Consider the following 18,896-nt stretch of genomic DNA (forward strand, 5'->3'; position numbering starts at 1 on the left):
AACGCATTTATCCGGAGACCGCACGTGTCATCAGAATTTTTCGAGCGCCATCAGCCTGTGCTAGAGCGTGCCCTGGCGGCCGCTGCCGATCGTGGTTATTGGAGTCCGTTCGCCGAATCGCCCAGCCCGCGCAATTATGGCGAGACTGCCAACGAGGATGGGCGCGCCGCTTTCGAAGCCTTGCGTGGCAAGCCTTTTCCGCTGGAGCTGAGCGGTGCTGACGGCACTGTGGGTGGCGAACAGTCGCCTTATGGTTTCGGTTTGGATATTACGTATCCGCGTGTGCCGCCTGCCGTGCTGGTACAGTCGGCCGCTCGGGCCTTCGAGTCCTGGCGTCGCGCCGGACCGCGCACCTGGGTCGGTGTGTCACTGGAAATCCTGGCGCGTTTGAACCGGCGCAGCTTCGAGATCGCGCACGCGGTCCAGCACACCACGGGCCAGGGCTTCATGATGGCTTTTCAAGCAGGCGGTCCGCATGCGCAGGACCGTGGTCTGGAGGCCGTGACCTATGCCTGGCAGGAAATGTCGCGCATTCCCGATGTAGCCTTGTGGGAAAAACCGCAGGGCAAGAACGATCCCATCAAGATGGAAAAGCGTTTCACGGTAGTGCCTCGTGGTACGGCACTAGTGATCGGCTGCTCGACCTTTCCGACCTGGAATGGCTATCCGGGGTTGTTCGCCAGTCTGGCTACCGGCAACGTCGTGATCGTCAAACCGCATCCCGGCGCCATTCTGCCACTGGCGATCACGGTGCAGGTGGCGCGCGAAGTCCTGGCCGAGACGGGCTTTGATCCCAACGTTGTGCAGTTGGCAGCGCATGCCGCGGGCGACGACACCGCACAGCAATTGGCCCAGGATCCCTCCGTCAAGATCATCGACTTTACCGGCAGCAGCGCCAATGGTAATTGGCTGGAGCAGAACGCTCGCCAGGCCCAGGTGTATACCGAGAAAGCAGGTGTCAACCAGATCATCATCGATTCCGCTGAGGATTTGAAGGGTGTGGTGCGCAACCTGGCTTTTTCGCTGGCCTTGTATTCCGGACAGATGTGCACGGCGCCGCAAAATATCTACGTGCCTCGCGATGGTATTAAGACGGCAGAGGGGCATGTCAGTTTTGACGATGTCGCCGCCGCCTTGGGAACGGCTGTCAGCAAACTGTGCGCCGATCCTGCCAAGGCCGTGGAGCTGACTGGTGCGATTCAAAACGAAGGCATTGTTCAACGCATCGAACAGGCGCGCGCATTGGGCCTGCCCGTCGTGGTCGACAGCCAGTCGCTGACGCATCCTCAATTTGAAAACGCGCGGGTGCATACGCCGTTGGTGCTGCGTACCGATGCCAGCAATCCTGACATCAGCAAGGAATGGTTCGGGCCGATTGCGTTCGTTGTAGCGACGGACTCGACCGCACACAGTATTGAGTTGGCTCGCAACAGCGTGATCCAGCATGGCGCACTGTCCTTTGGCGCCTACACGACGAATGACGAGGTCGCGGCGCAGATCCAGGATGCAGCAGAGATGTCGGGCGTGGCGCTGTCATTGAATCTGACGGGTGGCGTGTTCGTGAACCAGACTGCCGCGTTCAGCGATTTTCATGGTACGGGCGCCAACCCGGCGGCCAATGCGGCGTTGTCGGACTCGGCATTTGTGTCCAACCGCTTTCGCGTTGTGCAGACGCGCCGTCACGTCTAACAGGAGCGGACTCCATGACCTATCAGAGCATTCTGTTCGATCTGTCTGGCGGCATCGCGCGTCTGACGCTCAACCGCCCCGAGAAACTCAACAGCTTCACGGCTGCCATGCACGGCGAGGTAGCCGATGCACTGACCCGAGTCGAGAACGAGGGCGCGCGCGTGCTGGTCCTGACGGGCGCCGGGCGCGGGTTTTGTGCAGGCCAGGACCTGAGCGAGCGTCAGATGGCTGCCGACGGTATTCCTCCTGATCTCGGCGAGACGGTAGAGAAATTCTACGCACCATTGGTACGCCGTTTGAATGCGTTGCCTTTGCCCGTGGTCGTGGGCGTCAACGGCGTCGCGGCGGGGGCAGGGGCCAATCTGGCCTTTGCCGGCGATATCGTGATCGCCAAGGAGTCTGCCAGTTTCATCCAGTCGTTCTGCCGTCTCGGTTTGATCCCCGATACGGGCGGGACGTATGTGCTGCCTCGTCTGGTGGGGCGTGCGCGCGCCATGGGATTGGCGATGTTGGGCGACAAGCTCACCGCTCGCCAGGCGCAGGACTGGGGTCTAATCTGGCAATGTGTACCGGACGCCGAATTCGAGATGACCTTGGACAAATTAGCCACGCATTTTGCGTCGGCGCCGACGCGTGGACTGGCCAGCACGAAAAAGGCCATGCAGGTGAGCCTGCAAAATGATCTCGCGACGCAGTTGAACTTGGAGCGTGATTTGATGCGCGAACTGGGACGCAGTGCCGACTATGCGGAAGGCGTAGCTGCGTTCATGGCCAAGCGCGAGCCGCAGTTCAAAGGACAGTGATTGCCGACAGCCCCGAGCCTTCGGGGCTCCTGTTTCACAGCAACCTAGAGATATGCATACTGACATGCACACAGGACTGACAACCTCCGCGGCATCGAATCAGGATCTTGATGTCCCTACCGATCCCCATGCTCTGGCGCAAGCAGTCGGGGCCACGATGTACGCGGCTGACGCAGCCAGCCAGGGCCTGGGAATGCAGGTCGTCGAGATTGCGCCAGGCTATGCGCGTCTGACGATGCCGGTGCGTTCAGACATGCTCAATGGCCATCAGACGTGCCACGGAGGCTTTTTGTTTTCTTTAGCGGACAGCGCCTTTGCCTTTTCGTGCAATTCGCGCAATGTCAGCACGGTGGCCTCTGGATGTACGATTGATTTTCTGGCGCCTGGATTTGCCGGAGACGTGTTGACAGCCGTGGCGCAAGAACGCTCACTGGCGGGGCGCACCGGCGTCTATGACGTCACCATTACCAATCAGGACGGAAAACAACTGGCCCTGTTCCGCGGGCGCTCCTATCGCATCAAAGGCCAGATCGTCGGCACGGCACCAGAGCGTTGACGGTCATTCATACCCGGGTATTGCGGCCTCGCCATACTTGTTGATTACGTTGATAAAGCGGCGAGAAGCCGTACAGTATTTCAGGAGACAACACCATGTCCAATACCGTGAGCAAGCCCGGACTGGATCCCATCGAACATGCCAGCCGCGACGAAATCGAGGCTTTACAGCTGCAGCGTCTGCAGTGGACAGTGACTCACGCCTATCAAAATGTGCCGCACTATAAGCAGGCGTTTGATGCGGCCGGTGTGCATCCTGATGATCTGAAACAGCTATCGGATATCGCCAAGTTTCCCTTTACGACCAAGAAAGATCTGCGCGACAACTACCCGTTCGGCATGTTTGCTGTGCCGCGTGAAAGGGTGTCGCGCGTGCATGCGTCCAGCGGCACGACGGGCAAGCCGACTGTGGTGGGTTATACCGCGCAAGACCTGGATAATTGGGCGAATCTGGTGGCGCGCTCGATTCGCGCGGCTGGGGGCAAGGCGGGCGATATTGTGCATGTGGCCTATGGCTATGGGCTGTTCACAGGCGGGCTCGGCGCGCATTACGGAGCAGAGCGGCTAGGTTGCACGGTGATCCCCATGTCCGGCGGCCAGACTGAAAAACAAGTCCAGCTGATCAATGATTTCCGTCCTGACATCATCATGGTCACCCCCTCGTATTTCTGCAATATCCTCGAGGAACAACGCCGTCAGGGGATTGATCCCCGTCAGAGTTCATTGCGTATCGGCATCTTTGGCGCCGAGCCCTGGACGGGCCAGATGCGGCAGGACATCGAAACCGAGGCGGCCATCGATGCGGTCGATATCTACGGCTTGTCCGAAGTGATGGGACCGGGCGTGGCGAGCGAATGCGTGGAAACCAAGGACGGCCCCGTGGTGTGGGAGGATCACTTCTATGCCGAGATCATCAATCCGGAAACGGGAGAGCCCGTGGCCGACGGTGAGTCGGGCGAGCTGGTGTTCACCTCGTTGACGAAAGAGGCAATGCCCATCATTCGCTACCGCACGCGCGATTTGACGCGCCTGCTACCGCCCACGTCGCGCAGTATGCGTCGTATCGGCAAGATCACCGGACGTAGCGACGATATGTTGATCGTGCGTGGGGTGAACCTGTTCCCCACTCAGGTAGAGGAACAGGTCCTGAAGATCGCACAGCTCGCGCCGCATTATCAGTTGGTGCTGACGCGCAGCGGACACCTGGACGAGTTGGAGATTCTGACCGAGGTGCGCGATGAGTTTGCGAATCTGGCAGAGGCCGAACGCGAGGCGCTGGGCAAGCAATTGCAGCATGCCGTCAAGTCGTATATCGGTGTGACTGCGCGCGTCCGGGTTGCAGAGTGCGGTTTTGTCGAGCGTACGTTGACAGGGAAGGCACGACGGGTAATCGATAAGCGTCCGCGGTGATGCGGGCGGAGAGGCTTGCTATTGGACGTCGATGCGGGGCAGTGGCCGCGTTGGGGCTTCACGGAGTCGGTCGGCCGCCTGCGCGGCCGACACCACGTCGCTCGTCTCGTCCGGCCCCTTCGGGCCTACCTACGACGTCCGCTCGTTCGACTCCGAGGCGCCCCAACGCGGCCACTGCCCCACATCGACTCGCAATGTCTCAGATTCTCTGCAGTGCTGGCACGAGTTGTGTGCTTGGCGTTTTTTTGTATCGGTATTGACAAGGAAGAAGATCTTGCAGGGTTGCGCTGACCGGGCGCCGACGGGCGCGCCCAGTCAACGCGATTGGGGTCGGCATGCAACGGGGCTTTTTTGGGTCACTGAGTCAACCTAACCCCAACATATCTGCCAGACTCAGTTCCGTCTGCTCCTCGTCCAGGTGAATATGCGACTCCAGCTCTCGCAGATGGTGATCCATTTCTGCGATCGCCTGCGCAATCTTGCCCTGTTCCAGATATTCGACCACGCGCGCATGTTCATCATGCTCGCAGGTGGCATTGCCGGGCGGTTGAAAGATCGCGACAACGAGGGCGCAGCGTGAGATGACCTCCATCAGATAGCGTGCCAATAGCGGATTACGTGAGAGTTCGCCGAGTTTCAGATGAAAGGCGCTGGCCAGGCGCGCCCATTCTGTCTGCGGCGCGTGATGCATGGCGCGGTGTTCGTCGCGCAGTTGACGGCGCAGTGCGGCGTAATCGGCACGGGTGGCGGATTGAGCGACCAAGGGCAGGATGGCTGCCTCGAGCGCCCGGCGCGCTTCGAAGAGCTTGCCGATTTCTTCGCGCGTGGGCATGGCGACGATGGCCCCGCGATTGGGGCGCAGCTCGACGACGTGGTCGTGGGCCAGGCGTTGCAACGCCTTTTGTACGATGCTGCGGCCCACGCCGAATAATTCGCATAAGGCGGCCTCGGGGAGCTTGGTGCCGGGCCGCAGGCGCTGGCTCATGACGCCACTGACCACGGATTGGTAGATGCGTGTCTCGGTGTCGTCGAGGGTGTCCGGGCTCGGTGCGGGCAGTGCCGCGGGCCGTAACCTGGGACGGCCTCGTGTCGGGGAACTGCGGTCTTCAGGCATCGCGCGTACCCAATGCGGAAAGTTGCTGCCCGACAGCGACGGCCAGGCGGATCAGTGCCAGATCGCTACCTGCAGGGCCTAGTAATGAGACGCCCGCCGGCAAACCGTCTTCGCCGATAAAAGGAATGTTGACTTGCGGCAGTCCGGCCAGACCCGCGATCGACGTGATGCGAAAGGTGTTGGCACGGATGGTGTCCACGGTCGCCGGATCGGCGGTGAGCGAAATCGCAGCGCTGGAGGCCGAGGGCAGAATGGCGATGCGATCCGCACCCAGCAGGGTGCGAATCTGTTCGCGCAGGCCGGCTTGCCGCGATTGTGCCGTCGTTGCAGCCTCTGTGCTGATGTTTGCCGCTGCCTGCCAGCGCCCCTCGATAGCGGCGCCGAAGGTGGGGCGGGCGGTGGTGATCCAGTCCTTGTGGGTTTGCCAGGCGTCGTAGGCCGACACCGTCACATAGGTCTGCCGCCAGATTTCTAATTCGGTGTCCGAGGTGGGCGCGTGAGTGATCGGCAGGGAAAAATGGCCGCGCAACGTATCGGCGACTTTGTCGATCAAGGGGGCGAATGCGGCGTCGGCTTGTGCGCAGGCGTCGGTGAGCACAACGGCGCCACGCCAAGCGATATCGTTTGAGCCGGGCATCAGGACCTCGCCAACACGTTGGAAAACATCGGTACGGTTGGCGAGCCACGTCATCGTGTCAAACATCGGTGACAGTGGGACGACGCCCTCCGCGCTCAGCAAACCGTGCGTTGTACGCAGCCCCCAGAGGCCGCAATAGCTGCCAGGCACACGAGTAGAGCCACCTGTATCGGTGCCCAATGCAAAATCTACCAGCCCCGCCGCGACAGCGGAGGCCGAGCCGCTGGACGATCCGCCGGGAACGCGGTCGGGGGCGCGCGTATTGAGCGGCGTGCCATAGTGGACGTTTTCGCCTTGAATGCTGTAGGCCAGTTCGTCGGTCAGCGTTTTGCCGTGTAAGGTCGCGCCTGCGCTCAGCAACTGTGCGACCAGCGGACTATGCGCAGTGGCGGGTTCATGGGTGTCCAACCATGAAGGATTACCCGCGCCAGTGCGGTGACCTGCCACGTCGAACAGGTCTTTGGCAGCGAAACTCAAGCCGTTCAAGAGGCCGCTGCCGGTGGGAGCAACGCTGAATCGGCCGTGCGGTACCCACGCGCCTACGGTGTCGTCGAAAGGTAGCGTGGCAGCGTCAGATAATGAGTTCATGCGGCGGATTCCTGAGTAAGTGTGTCGACGTGGGCGCAGATAGCACCGGGAGTGGTGAACCACACCTGGCCGCGATCGCGATGATGGGCAATGTGTGCCAGCGCACGGCGCAGGTGCCGCAAGCGGTACGGTTGCCCGACGAGATAAGGGTGCAAGGCGATGCCCATCACCAGGGGCTGCTGTTGCGATTGTTCGAGCATTTCATCGAAGTTGTCGATGATCAGTTGCGCGAAGTCTTTGCCGTCCATGTGGCGCGCGACGATCATGGGGATGTCGTTGACTTCCTGGGGATAGGGCACGGACCACAGCGATGACCCGCCGCGGGTTCGCAACTGCGTCGGTTGATCATCGTGGCACCAGTTCAGGGTATAGCGATAGCCGGTCTCGGCCAGCAGGTCGGGCGTCAGATGGGACTCGGCGATCCATGGCGATAGCCAGCCGCTGGGACGTATACCCGCAACGCGTTCAAAACGTTCAGCACAGTGACTCAGCAGCGCACGCTCGGCAGTCTCTGTGTAGGTGCCCTGTTGTTCGGCATTGGTGTGTCCATGCGCGATCAACTCGTCGCCGCGAGCAAGGCACGCCTGGATGAGTTCCGGGCAATGGTCCAGAATCGCGGTATTGGCGACGATGCCCGCGGGCAGGTTGAGACTGTCGAACAGATCCAGGCAGCGCCAGGCGCCGACGCGATTACCGTATTCGCGCCAGGTGTAGTTCAGGACATCGGGCTCGTTGAAACTGGCGCCCAGCTTTGCGCCCATGCCGCCGCCAAAGGCAAAGTGTTCCAGGTTGAACCCCAGATAGACGGCGAGCCTCGCACCGCGTGGCCACGAATAATCCGGGCGGCGGTGAATCGGCGAATAATCGAATCGATGGTGGCTGGGCAACAAGCCGAATGCGCTGTCCGCATGCGATGTGTGGTCGGGAGGGGCAAAATCAATGGCCGGCATGGTTGTGTATCCTGCGATTCAAAGTGTGGCCAATCCCGCCCGGACCAGCATCCATTCCGCACTATCGTTCCAGACGTCCATTTCCGTGATCAGGCCGTTGCGCACGACGTAGCGGTCTACGTAGCGGTTGCCTTCAAACGGTGTGCCGTCCAGCCATTCGCCGTACAGCGTGCCACGGTTGTAGACCACCGCGTATTCATCTGTAGCGCCTGCGACCACGTCAGTGGATTCAAAACGTTTTTTCACCCAGGCATAACGTGCCTTGTTAAAGGCGGTGCATTCCGACGGGTCGCGCATCTCGCGGCCGCCTGTGAAGCGGATACGCAGTTCGGGGCTGACGTATTGGCGCGCACCTTCGGGGTCGGGTTTCATCAGTGTGATCAGGTAGGTGTCGACCAAGGCGCCGGGATCATTCGCGTCATGAGTGGTGTGCTGTTGTGGTGCGTCGTGCATCGTTTTCTCCCATTTGATGCGCCAATTCGGTGCATCAGAACTGCAATCGTGATGGGCTCAGAGAGGTCTGTGTCACGTGCATCAACCTATTCTGGCCGCATGATTTCCAAAAATTGTCGGCAATAAATCCATATGGATTGCCGACAAAAACTCATACGGAATTAAGCAAACAGCGTGCCAGGATGGCGGCAGAAAAAAGCAATTGGCATGGCTTTTGCTTGAGTGCAGAGCAGGGCCACTTCAGCGCCTTTGATTACGACCACTTTCGGGAGCACTCCATGTCTCGCTTTTCTCGCCGCACTTTTGTCTGCACGACTATCGCCCTGTTTTGCGCGGGGCTCGGGGCCGTCGCGCAGGCTGCCGAGCCGATCAAGATCGGTTTGATTACTGCGTTGTCCGGGCAGTCTGCATTGGCGGGTGAGGCCATCACGCGTGGGATGCAGGTCGCCATCGACGAGATCAACGCAAAAGGAGGTTTGCTGGACGGACGCAAGCTAGAGTTGGTGCGCCGTGATGATGAAGCGAATCCCGCCAAGGGCGTGGTTGCTGCGCGCGAGTTGATCTACAAGGAGAAAGTCGCTGCGATCTTTGGCGGTCTGGATACGCCGGTATCCATGGCGATCGTGCCGCTGGTCAATCAAGCCAAAATGCCCTTTATCGGCCCGTGGGCTGCGGGCACGCCGATCACCAAGAACGGCGCGAAACCCAACTACGTATTCCGTGTGTCCGCGGTTGACGAGGTTGTCGATGTCGCAATGGTGGACTACGCACAAAAGACTTTCAACGCCTCGAAGTTCGGCCTGATCATGGTGAATAATCCGTGGGGCGAGTCGAATGAAAGAGGGTTGATTGCAGCGTTGGCGGCCAAAGGCATCAAGCCTGTGGGCAGCGAGAAATTCGAAGGCAACGACGTCGATGTCGTGCCGCAATTGACGCGGTTGAAAGCCGCGGGTGCCGATGCGTTGTTCCTGGTGGGCAACGTCGGGCCCTCCGCACAGGTCGTGAAGTCATTGGATCGCATGGGGTGGAAAGTGCCCGTGGTGTCGCACTGGGGACCTGCCGGCGGCCGGTTTACCGAACTCGCTGGCCCCAATGCCAAGGAAGTGCATTTCGTGCAGACGTATAGCTTCTTTGGTAAGCAATCGCCGGTCGGCGAAAAGGTCATCACAGCGCTGAAAGCCAAGTATTCCAATATCAAGGGGCCTGAAGACATCACGCCGGCTGTCGGCGTTGCGAATGCTTATGATGCGATGCAGTTGACGGCGTTGGCGATACAGAAAGCAGGCTCCACCGACGGTAATGCGATCCGCGAAGGCTTTTACAAGATCGACAACTACGACGGTTTGATCAAGCAATACAAGCAGCCGTTCTCGCCCGAAGTACATGACGCGTTGACTGCACAGGACTACGTCTGGGCGCAATTCATTGATAACCGTATCTTGCCCGTCGGGCTGGCGAAATAACGCAATCGGTCGGAGTCTGTAATGCAGTTACTAGCGGCGCTAATCAGTGGCCTGGGCCTGGGCAGCATGTATGGCTTGATGGCCCTGGGCTTTCATGTGACCCATTCTGTTTCTGGCACGGTCAATTTTGCGCAGGGCAGCTCGATGATGTTGGGCGCTGTGCTGTGCTTTACCTTTGCCCAGACGCTGGGATGGGGGATGGGGCCCGCCATTGTGTTGGCGCTGCTGTGCTGCGCGTTGTATGGCTTGCTGGTGGAGTTCCTGGCAGTGAGACCGTTTGCCTCTCGCGGATCTAACGCCTGGCTGATGTCTACGGTGGCATTGGGTATCGTGCTGGACAACGTAGTGATGCATACCTTTGGCAAGGAGCCTCGCAGTTTGCCTTCGCCTCTGGCGGTGTCGCCCATCGAGGTGTCGGGGCTGGGATTGGGCGTCTATCCACTGCAGTTGTTGATCCCGTTGATGGGCTTTGCGCTGGCTGCTGCGCTGCATGTGGTGGCGCGGCGTACCCGCTGGGGTACGGCGTTGCTCGCCGTGGTGCAGAACCGTGACGCGGCGCGTTTGATGGGCATTCCCATTAAACGCGCGGTGGCCGCAGCCTTTGCGGTGTCGACCTTGTTCGCCGGTATCGCGGGTATCTTGATCGCGCCTTTGTTCAACGTGAATGCCGACATGGGTACGTTGTTTGGCCTGAAGGCATTCGCTGTAGCGATTCTAGGAGGTATCTCCAGCGCCTGGGGCGTGATGTTTGCCGGCTTGATTTTCGGTATTGCCGAAGCCATGGTCACAGTCACGCTCGGCTCTGGCTACACGCAGATTATTACGTTTGCATTGGTGATTGTGGTGTTGGCCGTCAGGCCCAATGGTTTGTTTGGACGGGCCGAGGTCAAGAAAGTATGAAGCTCAAATCTCTCGCAGCGGGAGCGGCGCTTGTCGTCGTGGCACTGGCGCTCGCGTTCACGCTCAATAGCTATTACGTTTTCGTGCTGGCCAATATCGCCTTGATTGCGATCGTCGGGATTGGCCTGAATGTGTTGTTGGGGCTGACAGGGCAGGTATCCTTTGGACATGTTGGGTTTTACGCCATAGGCGCCTACACCGTAGCGATTTTGACGACCAAGGCGGGCTGGAGCTTCTGGCCTGCGTGGGGCGCAGGTACCTTGATCGCTGCAGTGTTGGGGGCAGTGCTGGCATTGCCCGCATTGCGGGTAAAGGGACCGTATCTGGCGATGATCACCATCGCGTTCAGCTTCATTGTGCAGCATGCGATTGTGGAGATGCCCGATCTGACCGGCGGGCAGAACGGCATCATGGGCATCATGCCGCCGCAACTGGTCGCGAGTTGGGGACCTGAGCAAACCGTAACGGTACTGGCGGTGTTGGCGGCCGCGGTGTTGATGATTGGCTATGCCTTGTTGTCGCGGGGGACGTGGGGCGCTGCGATGCGCGCAGTGAACGATAGCGAGACCGCTGCGCAATCCATTGGATTGAATCCCTTGGTGGTGAAAACGGTGGCGTTCACCTTGTCTGCGGCCACGGCTGGACTGGCGGGAGGGTTGTTTGCGCCATTGTCGAGCTTCGTGACGGCGGAAACGTTCAGCTTCATGCAATCGATTCTGTTCGTGCTGGTGGTGATCGTGGGCGGCGCGGGGACGATAGTCGGTCCTATTGTAGGGGCTTTGATTGTCGGCATGCTGCCGGAATTGCTCGCGTCGTTGGAAAGCTATCGGTTGCTGTTCTTTGGCGCGCTGTTGTTGTTGGTGTTGTGGGTCGCGCCCGAGGGATTGGTGGGGTTGTGGCGTCAGGTGATGGGTAAGTTTCAGGGCATGGCGCGTGTGGGGGGTGTCAGCGAGTTGGGTGACGGCGAGCCTACGGTCATTACTGATGGGACTAGCGCGCTGGCATTGCCACAACGCGAACGCGCAGCTTTGGCCGCAGATGGGCTTGGTATCACTTTTGGTGGCGTGCGCGCCGTCAGCGACTTGTCGATGCGCGTCTCTGTCGGCGCCGTGACGAGCCTGATCGGTCCCAACGGTGCCGGTAAAACCACCGCATTGAACATGCTCAGCGGCTTCTATCGTCCCTCGACCGGCAAAGTGACGCTGGGGAGCAAATCGTTGGCGGGCTTATCCGCATTTCGCATCGCGCGTGCCGGCGTGGCGCGTACATACCAAACATCGCAATTGTTTGGCACGTTGAGCGTCGAGGATAACGTCGCCTTGGCGATGAGTCGCGGCCATCTGGGTGGATTGTTCGCGTCGGGACGGTATCGCAGCGAGATGGTGCGTCAGCAGGCGAGGGCGTTGTTGGCATTTTGCGGTTATGAGGGTTCGCCTGCGATCAATGCGGCGGGCTTGGCGCACGTGGATCGCCGTTTGGTGGAAATCGCCCGTGCATTGGCCACGGACCCCGATGCATTGCTGTTGGACGAGCCCGCGGCTGGCCTGTCGCGCGAGGACAAAGATCGTCTGGCAACGCTGTTGCGACGTATCGCGGATGCGGGCATAGGCGTCGCCTTGGTCGAACACGACATGACGTTGGTGATGTCGATCTCGGATCAGTTGGTGGTGTTGGATGCAGGTCGCCGTCTAGCGGTGGGTACGCCATCTGAGGTGCAGAACGACCCGGCGGTCAAGCAGGCCTATCTGGGCGAGTCGTTGGAAGTGGCCTCCAAGGAATCAAGCGCGACACGCGCACCTGGCGCGGAGTTGCTAGGCGTCGATGCGCTGGTGGCGGGCTATGGCGCCGAGCCGGTATTGCATGGCATCAGCCTGCAAGTACGTGCGGGAGAAATGGTTGCGCTGTTGGGCGCCAACGGCGCAGGCAAATCGACGTTGATGCGTACGTTGGCTGGCCTGCATAACAGCCAGTCAGGGGCAATGCACATCGATGGCCATCAACTGGAGGGCCGCGCTGCGGAGGATATCGTTGGCCTGGGCTTGGTGCTCGTCCCCGAGGGCCGTCAGGTTTTCCCCGAGCTGTCCGTACTGGACAACATCCGATTGGGCGCGTTCCTGGATCAGACAGATCGCGAGGCGCGTGTGGAAAGCATGCTGCAGCGGTTCCCACGATTGCGCGAGCGCTTGCATCAGCGCGCGGGCCTGTTGTCTGGTGGTGAACAGCAGATGCTGGCGGTGGCGCGCGGCTTGATGAGCCGCCCGCGTGTGCTATTGCTGGATGAGCCTTCACTGGGATTGGCGCCTAAAGTCATTGCCGAACTGTTTGCCGCATTGGATCGTTTGCGTGACGAGAACATGACGATCTTGCTGGTTGATCAGATGGCAGGGTTGGCATTGGCCCTGGCGGATCGCGCCTATGTCATGGAAGGCGGGCATGTCGTGGCGCAAGGCACGGCGGCCGAGATCGCGGCCAATGATGAATTGGCCGAGGCGTATCTCGGCGGACATGGGTAATCTGCGCGGGTCGTGATCGATCCGCCTGTGAGTTCGATATCGGTATCGGTTACTTGCAGGCGGATCGGGATACGTACACGCGAGGAGGCGGGGAGTCTGGCGCAATTGGTTAATGCTCAGCACATGACAGCGCCGTGGTGACTTTGGCTTGTACCGGTAAATGAGGATCGAGGGGCAGGGTTTTCCATGATGTAAATCACCTGATAAGGTAAGTAGGATGTCCAACATCCTACAAATACATCGAGACAAGCCCATGTTTTTTGCTCCCCTAGATCGCTTCACCGTGCTGGATCTGTCGCGCGTCCGGTCCGGGCCAACCGCCGTCCGGCAGTTTGCGGATTGGGGGGCGAACGTCATCAAGATCGAAGAGCCCAGCGAGGTCAAGGACGACAAGCCGGGCGGGGCTGCCAAGTTCAGCGATTATCAGAACACACATCGCAATAAACGCAGTTTGACCTTGAACCTGAAGCATCCGGAGGGTAAGGCCATTTTCATGGACCTGGTCAAGCGCGCCGATGTGCTGGTGGAAAACTACCGTCCTTCTGTCAAGCACAAGCTGGGCATCGACTATGCGTCGCTACGCGAGATCAATCCGGGACTGGTCTACGCCAGTATCTCGGGTTTTGGCCAGGATGGCCCCTATGCGGATCGTCCTGGACTGGATCAGATTGCTCAGGGGCTCAGCGGCCTGATGTCGGTGACAGGCGAGCCGGGGCGCGGCCCCATGCGGGCAGGGATTCCTGTGGCGGATTTGAGCGCAGGTCTGTTTGCGGCGATAGGCATTTTGATGGCCTTGCTGGATCGTGAACGGTCGGGGCAGGGACGTTGGGTGCAGACCTCGCTATTGCAGGCTCAGGTCTGGATGATGGATTTTCAGGCGACGCGCTGGCTGATCGACGGCGAGGTGCCCGGCCAATCGGGCAATGATCATCCCACCAGCGCGCCCACCGGCGTCTATCCTACGGCGGATGGCTATATCAACATCGCGGCCATGGGGTCCAGCATGTTTGCACGCTTGTGCGATGTGCTGGGCATGCCGGAAATGAATGCGGACCCGCGTTTTGCGTCGGCTGGGCTGCGGGTGGAAAACCGGGCCGACCTGAATCGCGAGATCATCGCGCGCACGATGACTGCCAGCAGTGCGCAATGGATCGAGCGCTTGAATGCGGCGGGCGTGCCGTGCGGGCCGATCCTGTCGATGGATACGGCATTCGAGAATGAGCAGGTACGGCATCTGGCGATGACGCGGCGCGTGCGCCATCCACAGCGCGGGGACATCGACATCATGGCGCCGCCCGTCGTGTTCGGCGATGTTGAGATGCCGCCAGTGCATGCCGCACCGGAAACGGGCGCGCATTCGGACGAGATTTTGCAGGAGCTGGGCCTGGACGCGGCGGCCTGCGAGCGTTTGCGTGCGGCAGGCGTCGTGTGACACCATCCGGTTCTCACACGCTTATTTGCCGGGACTTTCATGGCCAATCCGAAACCGACGACCGAATCAATGTTCGACAATTTGAGTCGGCCAGACAATCTGCCTGATGAGATTGCGCAGCAGATCCGTCAGAAAATCATCAGCCAGGCTTTCGAGCCGGGTCAGCGGTTGCCTACCGAGTTCGAGTTGTCACAGTTGTTCGGCGTGAGTCGCAACGTGGTGCGCGAGGCGATCGCGCGGTTGAAACTGTCGGGTTATATCGAAACGAAGCGCGGCGTGGGCAGTTTTGTGGCCGCTGAGCCGGGGCCGCACAATTTCGAAATTCTGCCGGCGGATCTATTGCAGGCAGATGCCCTCGAGCATGTGTACCAATTGCGTGTGGAAATCGAGGCGGGCGCGGCGGCGTTGGCGGCGCAGCAGCGCACTGAGGCTCAATTGGAAGCATTGCGCCAGGCGTTGTTGCGCGTGGACGCGGCAGGCGAAGACTGGCGTCATGGCGCCGATCGTGCGCTGGATTTTCATATGGCGGTATGCCAGGCCACCAATAATCCGTATTTCGTCCGGTTGTTGTCGCTGTTTGGCCGCGCGATCGGCGACGCCGTTCGTACGTTGCGCTATAGCAGCGCCGGTACGGACCGCGTGGCACAGATCGAGGCCGAGCATCATCGCATTTTTGACGCTATCGCCGCGCGCGATAGCGATGCCGCACGCGCTGCGATGCGCGAGCATCTGACTAATGGCATGCAGCGGCGGCATGCTTTGTTGCGAGGCACCGTCTGTGCAGCGGAGTCAGAGGCAGCGGGACGAGGATAGTCTTTTATCGATTTGCCGCATGGGTTCATTGGTATGGCTTTGTCACGGCACACGGATTTCACACGATCAGGATACAAGCATCATGAGCGCTGAACGCATTCTGCAAGATCGCATCACTGAAAATCTCATTGTTGAAAAACGTGGGGCTGCCGGATGGATTACGTTTAATGATCCAGGACGCCACAATGCGGTCTCGTTTGCCATGTGGGATGCCATTCCGCAGGCATTGCAGGCATTCGCAGAGGACCCGGCCATACGCGTTGTCGTGTTGACCGGGGCCGGTGACCGGGCCTTTGTCAGCGGCGCCAATATTTCGCAGTTCGATACCTTGCGCTCGGGGGAGGACGCGGTGCTGGCGTATGAAAAAGTCGCAGAGACGGCGCAACTAGCGCTCTACGACTACGACAAGCCGACCATTGCGCGCATCAAGGGGTACTGCATTGGGGGCGGACTGAATATCGCGCTGTGTTGTGACCTGCGCATTGCCTCGGATGACAGTTCATTTGCCATTCCTGCAGGCAAGCTGGGACTGGGCTATCGGATGACGGCGATACGCAATCTCGTGACGGCGGTGGGGCCGGCCCGTGCGTTGGAAATTTTTCTGACGGCGGCGCGCTATACGGCCAGCGAGGCCCATGCCCGAGGACTGCTGCATCAAATCGCGCCTGCCGCGGAGCTGGATCAGGTCGTGCAGGACTACGTGTCGCAGATCTCCGCCAATGCGCCCCTGACTCTGTTTGCCGGCAAGAAAATGATACGCCAGATGCAGCAACTGGGGCCTGAGGTCGATACGCAGGCGATGCGCGAGCTGGTCATGGCCTGCTTTGAAAGCAACGATTATCGCGAAGGGCGCAAGGCATTTGCCGAGAAGCGGCCGCCGGTGTTTACCGGGACCTGATCACGGCCGCTGAATCAGCGGCGTCGACGTTTCGGTTGAAGTAGAGATTCATGCCGGGCAACCGCCTGGCAGGGACGCGTGCGCTCGCCACGCGCAGAGTCCCCTGCAGGGACATGGAGTGCGAGCTAGCCTGGCATAGAGAACCGGTGCACGGTCGCATGCCGGGTGGATTCAATACCAATAATTCGGAGACACGCATGAGACGTAATTTCTTCAGAGGGTGTGCGGCGGTGGCATTGACGCTGACGGCCGTCGCAGGCAATGCGCCTGCGGCCTTGGCAGCCTATCCGCAGCAGCCCATACGCATTGTGGTCGGTTATGCCGCAGGCGGCACGACCGATATTCTGGCTCGTGTGCTGGGCGAGCAACTGGGTAAAGAGCTAAAACAATCGATCATCATCGAGAACAAACCCGGCGCCGCGGGAAACATCGCGGCATCGTATGTGCAGGATTCCAAACCCGACGGCTATACCTTGTTCATGGCTACGGTGTCCAGCCACGGAATCAACCCGGCTTTATACAAGCGGACCTTGGGTTATGACCCCATCAACGGGTTCGAGCCGGTCGGTATGGTGGCATCGATTCCGCTATTGCTGATTGCCAATCCGAAACTGCAGGTCAAGAGCGTGGACGAGTTGGTGGCCCTGGCGAAATCCAAGCCTGGTCAACTGAATTATTCGTCCAGCGGCAATGGGTCTCCCGTGCATTTGGCGGGCGCGATGTTTGCCCAGCAGGCCCATCTGGATCTGGTGCATGTGCCGTATCGCGGCGGAGCGCTGGCGAATACGGCCGTCATGACAGGCGAGGCGCAGTTCAGTTTTGCGACTTTGCCTGGTGCGATATCGCAGGTCCGTGCGAATAATCTTGTCGCGCTTGCGGTCACGACGCAGAAACGTTCTCCGCAATTGCCCGAGGTGCCGGCCTTGGGAGAGCTGGCAGGATTCAAGGGCTATGACATCAATACCTGGAATGCGCTGCTGGCGCCAAAGGGGACGCCGCAGGCCGTGATCGATACGTTGAATGCGGCAGTCAATCGGGCAATGTCCTCTCCGTCGTTGCGGCAGCACTTTGAAAAGGAAGGAGCGGTGCCGACCCAAAGTACGCCGCAGGAGCTGCGCGCATTCATTCGCAGCGAGTTGGATAAGTGGGCCGGCGTCGTGCAATCGGTGAATATCCGCGTCGATTGAGCCGGATGGCCGGCACTGACGTTCATTCAGGTGCGGGCGCCGTGGCTGTCGCGCGCCGGACGGGCGTTTGTCGACGAGACGATTCCGCCGCAACCGTGGCGGCATCGGAAGACGCGGCTGAGCGTTCCCGCGCCAGACTGCGCCGATACGCACCACAGCCTGCGCCCAGCAATACGATGCATGCCAGCGTCGCTACACTGATCAACACCGCCATCGAGTCGCCTACGGCTCTGGGTGTGCCAAAGACGCGATCGGTGAGCAGCGCCACCAGGGTAGTGCCCAATCCCAGGCCGATCAGATTCGATACCAGCAGAAATAGCGCCGATATCTGGGCACGGAACTGATTCGGCGGCAGCACCTGCATCGCGGCAGTCGAGGTCGGCATGGGAAACGACGCAAAGAACATCGCGGGAATCAGCAAGGCCACCGAGACATACAAATTGTCGACCTGGGTAAACACGATGGCCGGCACGGCCATCGCACAGGCGCCGATGACGCCAGCGCGCATCGGTGCATCCTCGCGGCCACGTCGCACCAGCCAGTCCATCAGCCAGCCACCGCAGAACACGCCCGCCGTATTGGTGATGAGCACGACGATACCCAACATATAGCCGACTTCAGTCGGCGTCATGCCATAGGTGCGCATGTAATACGCTGGCGCCCAACCCAAGAGGCAGAACAGAATCATCGCGTAGAAGGAAAAGCCGAGATAATGGCAGGTAAAGGTGGCCCGGTGCCGGCCTAGAAATCGCATTGTCACCGTGATGCCCGGCCGCTCCGCCTGACCGTCAGCGCTGCGCGTCAGCCCTTTGCGCTGCGGGTCCCGCACAGTCAGCAGGATCAGCAAAGCCACCAGCAAGCCAGGCAGGCCCACAACGAAGAACGTCAGTTGCCACGGCTTCATCGTGCCCCAGGGCACGGCTACGCTATCGACCGTCTTGAGCAGGTCGATCACATAACCGCCGATCAGGAAAGCCATCCCGCCGCCGACGAAGGCCCCGATCGAGTAGACGCCAACCGCGCGGCCGAGCTTTTCGCGCGGAAACATGTCGCTCATCATCGAGTAGGCGGCAGGAGACAGTGCTGCTTCGCCGATGCCTACACCAATGCGGCACAGGAACATATGCAGAAAATTTCGGGACAGGCCACAGGCGGCGGTTGCCAGGCTCCAAAAGGCCACGCCGATAGCGATGATGCGTGGCCGCGAGTAGCGGTCGGCCAGCACGGCAATCGGTATCCCCATCACCGCATAGAACAAGGAAAACGCCAGTCCGTGCAGCAGGCTGAATTGCGTGTCGGAGAGCTGCAGGTCGTGTTTGATCGGCTCGATCATCAAGGCCAGAATCTGTCTGTCGACGAACGAGAATATGTAGGCTAGCATGCAGATGCACACGACGTACCATTCGTAGGTCTGCCTACTCGGCGATACCGTCTCGCGGGCTTCAGCAATCATGGTTTCCCCTTATACGAAGCTGGCATGGCTGTATCGTT

16 protein-coding genes are annotated in these 18,896 nt (G+C 60.1%); 11 read left to right on the forward strand and 5 right to left on the reverse strand.

Annotation, left to right across the window (positions count from 1 at the left end; genetic code table 11):
* The first annotated feature begins 24 nt into the window (after positions 1–24).
* From paaN to paaK, 4 genes are all read left to right on the forward strand, one after another.
* Complete coding sequence (paaN, locus tag CAL20_RS08810; RefSeq protein WP_094837657.1) at positions 25–1,689, forward strand: phenylacetic acid degradation protein PaaN; 1,665 nt, start codon at positions 25–27, stop codon at positions 1,687–1,689.
* A gap of 14 nt (positions 1,690–1,703) precedes the next feature.
* Positions 1,704–2,492, forward strand: a complete 789-nt coding sequence (gene paaG / locus CAL20_RS08815; RefSeq protein ID WP_094837658.1) for a 2-(1,2-epoxy-1,2-dihydrophenyl)acetyl-CoA isomerase PaaG — start codon at positions 1,704–1,706, stop codon at positions 2,490–2,492.
* A gap of 64 nt (positions 2,493–2,556) precedes the next feature.
* Positions 2,557–3,048 (forward strand): hydroxyphenylacetyl-CoA thioesterase PaaI, encoded by a 492-nt coding sequence (gene paaI / locus CAL20_RS08820; protein WP_094820439.1) that lies wholly within the window; start codon positions 2,557–2,559, stop codon positions 3,046–3,048.
* A gap of 95 nt (positions 3,049–3,143) precedes the next feature.
* Entirely contained in the window at positions 3,144–4,457 is a 1,314-nt protein-coding gene (gene paaK / locus CAL20_RS08825; protein ID WP_094820440.1) for a phenylacetate--CoA ligase PaaK, read from the forward strand.
* Positions 4,458–4,821: 364 nt separating this feature from the next.
* Here paaK and CAL20_RS08830 read toward each other — a convergent pair whose 3' ends face one another.
* From CAL20_RS08830 to CAL20_RS08845, 4 genes are read right to left on the reverse strand one after another with little or no spacing between them, the layout of a single operon-like run.
* A complete protein-coding gene (locus CAL20_RS08830) occupies positions 4,822–5,571 on the reverse strand; it encodes a GntR family transcriptional regulator (RefSeq protein WP_094837659.1) in 750 nt (249 codons plus the stop codon).
* Positions 5,564–6,796 (reverse strand): amidase, encoded by a 1,233-nt coding sequence (locus CAL20_RS08835; protein WP_094837660.1) that lies wholly within the window; start codon positions 6,794–6,796, stop codon positions 5,564–5,566. The genes CAL20_RS08830 and CAL20_RS08835 overlap by 8 nt, the downstream gene beginning before the upstream one ends.
* A complete protein-coding gene (locus CAL20_RS08840; RefSeq protein WP_094837661.1) occupies positions 6,793–7,746 on the reverse strand; it encodes a polysaccharide deacetylase family protein in 954 nt (317 codons plus the stop codon). Before CAL20_RS08840 ends, CAL20_RS08835 begins: the two co-directional genes overlap by 4 nt.
* An 18-nt stretch (positions 7,747–7,764) precedes the next feature.
* Entirely contained in the window at positions 7,765–8,199 is a 435-nt protein-coding gene (locus CAL20_RS08845; protein ID WP_094820444.1) for a nuclear transport factor 2 family protein, read from the reverse strand.
* Positions 8,200–8,477: 278 nt separating this feature from the next.
* Between CAL20_RS08845 and CAL20_RS08850 the strand changes: the two genes are divergently transcribed.
* The 7 genes from CAL20_RS08850 to CAL20_RS08880 all read left to right on the forward strand — a co-directional run bounded on the left by CAL20_RS08850 (position 8,478) and on the right by CAL20_RS08880 (position 17,405).
* Complete coding sequence (locus tag CAL20_RS08850) at positions 8,478–9,662, forward strand: ABC transporter substrate-binding protein (RefSeq protein WP_094820747.1); 1,185 nt, start codon at positions 8,478–8,480, stop codon at positions 9,660–9,662.
* A gap of 21 nt (positions 9,663–9,683) precedes the next feature.
* Entirely contained in the window at positions 9,684–10,562 is an 879-nt protein-coding gene (locus CAL20_RS08855) for a branched-chain amino acid ABC transporter permease (RefSeq protein WP_094820445.1), read from the forward strand.
* Positions 10,559–13,075, forward strand: coding sequence for a branched-chain amino acid ABC transporter ATP-binding protein/permease (locus tag CAL20_RS08860; protein ID WP_094820446.1), 2,517 nt, complete (start codon positions 10,559–10,561; stop codon positions 13,073–13,075). Before CAL20_RS08855 ends, CAL20_RS08860 begins: the two co-directional genes overlap by 4 nt.
* A 253-nt stretch (positions 13,076–13,328) precedes the next feature.
* Complete coding sequence (locus tag CAL20_RS08865; RefSeq protein WP_094820447.1) at positions 13,329–14,507, forward strand: CaiB/BaiF CoA transferase family protein; 1,179 nt, start codon at positions 13,329–13,331, stop codon at positions 14,505–14,507.
* Between the two features lie 69 nt (positions 14,508–14,576).
* Positions 14,577–15,320, forward strand: coding sequence for a FadR/GntR family transcriptional regulator (locus CAL20_RS08870; RefSeq protein WP_254923951.1), 744 nt, complete (start codon positions 14,577–14,579; stop codon positions 15,318–15,320).
* Between the two features lie 82 nt (positions 15,321–15,402).
* On the forward strand, positions 15,403–16,218 hold the full coding sequence (locus CAL20_RS08875) for an enoyl-CoA hydratase (protein WP_094820449.1): 816 nt from the start codon (positions 15,403–15,405) through the stop codon (positions 16,216–16,218).
* A 197-nt stretch (positions 16,219–16,415) separates the two neighbouring features.
* Positions 16,416–17,405 (forward strand): Bug family tripartite tricarboxylate transporter substrate binding protein, encoded by a 990-nt coding sequence (locus tag CAL20_RS08880; RefSeq protein ID WP_094820450.1) that lies wholly within the window; start codon positions 16,416–16,418, stop codon positions 17,403–17,405.
* A gap of 22 nt (positions 17,406–17,427) precedes the next feature.
* Here CAL20_RS08880 and CAL20_RS08885 read toward each other — a convergent pair whose 3' ends face one another.
* On the reverse strand, positions 17,428–18,858 hold the full coding sequence (locus CAL20_RS08885) for a spinster family MFS transporter (protein WP_094820451.1): 1,431 nt from the start codon (positions 18,856–18,858) through the stop codon (positions 17,428–17,430).
* Between the last annotated feature and the right edge of the window lie 38 nt (positions 18,859–18,896).

The organism is Bordetella genomosp. 4 (assembly GCF_002261185.1).
Lineage (GTDB): Bacteria > Pseudomonadota > Gammaproteobacteria > Burkholderiales > Burkholderiaceae_B > Bordetella_A.

Bases quoted from the DNA above. Each gene is read 5' to 3' on its own strand.
- paaG (WP_094837658.1), top strand. From the start codon at position 1,704: ATGACCTATCAGAGCATTCTGTTCGATCTGTCTGGCGGCATCGCGCGT.
- CAL20_RS08845 (WP_094820444.1), bottom strand. From the start codon at position 8,199: ATGCACGACGCACCACAACAGCACACCACTCATGACGCGAATGATCCC.
- CAL20_RS08865 (WP_094820447.1), top strand. From the start codon at position 13,329: ATGTTTTTTGCTCCCCTAGATCGCTTCACCGTGCTGGATCTGTCGCGC.
- CAL20_RS08855 (WP_094820445.1), top strand. From the start codon at position 9,684: ATGCAGTTACTAGCGGCGCTAATCAGTGGCCTGGGCCTGGGCAGCATG.
- CAL20_RS08885 (WP_094820451.1), bottom strand. From the start codon at position 18,858: ATGATTGCTGAAGCCCGCGAGACGGTATCGCCGAGTAGGCAGACCTAC.
- CAL20_RS08860 (WP_094820446.1), top strand. From the start codon at position 10,559: ATGAAGCTCAAATCTCTCGCAGCGGGAGCGGCGCTTGTCGTCGTGGCA.
- CAL20_RS08830 (WP_094837659.1), bottom strand. From the start codon at position 5,571: ATGCCTGAAGACCGCAGTTCCCCGACACGAGGCCGTCCCAGGTTACGG.
- CAL20_RS08835 (WP_094837660.1), bottom strand. From the start codon at position 6,796: ATGAACTCATTATCTGACGCTGCCACGCTACCTTTCGACGACACCGTA.
- paaK (WP_094820440.1), top strand. From the start codon at position 3,144: ATGTCCAATACCGTGAGCAAGCCCGGACTGGATCCCATCGAACATGCC.
- CAL20_RS08875 (WP_094820449.1), top strand. From the start codon at position 15,403: ATGAGCGCTGAACGCATTCTGCAAGATCGCATCACTGAAAATCTCATT.
- paaI (WP_094820439.1), top strand. From the start codon at position 2,557: ATGCACACAGGACTGACAACCTCCGCGGCATCGAATCAGGATCTTGAT.
- CAL20_RS08850 (WP_094820747.1), top strand. From the start codon at position 8,478: ATGTCTCGCTTTTCTCGCCGCACTTTTGTCTGCACGACTATCGCCCTG.
- CAL20_RS08840 (WP_094837661.1), bottom strand. From the start codon at position 7,746: ATGCCGGCCATTGATTTTGCCCCTCCCGACCACACATCGCATGCGGAC.
- CAL20_RS08870 (WP_254923951.1), top strand. From the start codon at position 14,577: ATGTTCGACAATTTGAGTCGGCCAGACAATCTGCCTGATGAGATTGCG.
- CAL20_RS08880 (WP_094820450.1), top strand. From the start codon at position 16,416: ATGAGACGTAATTTCTTCAGAGGGTGTGCGGCGGTGGCATTGACGCTG.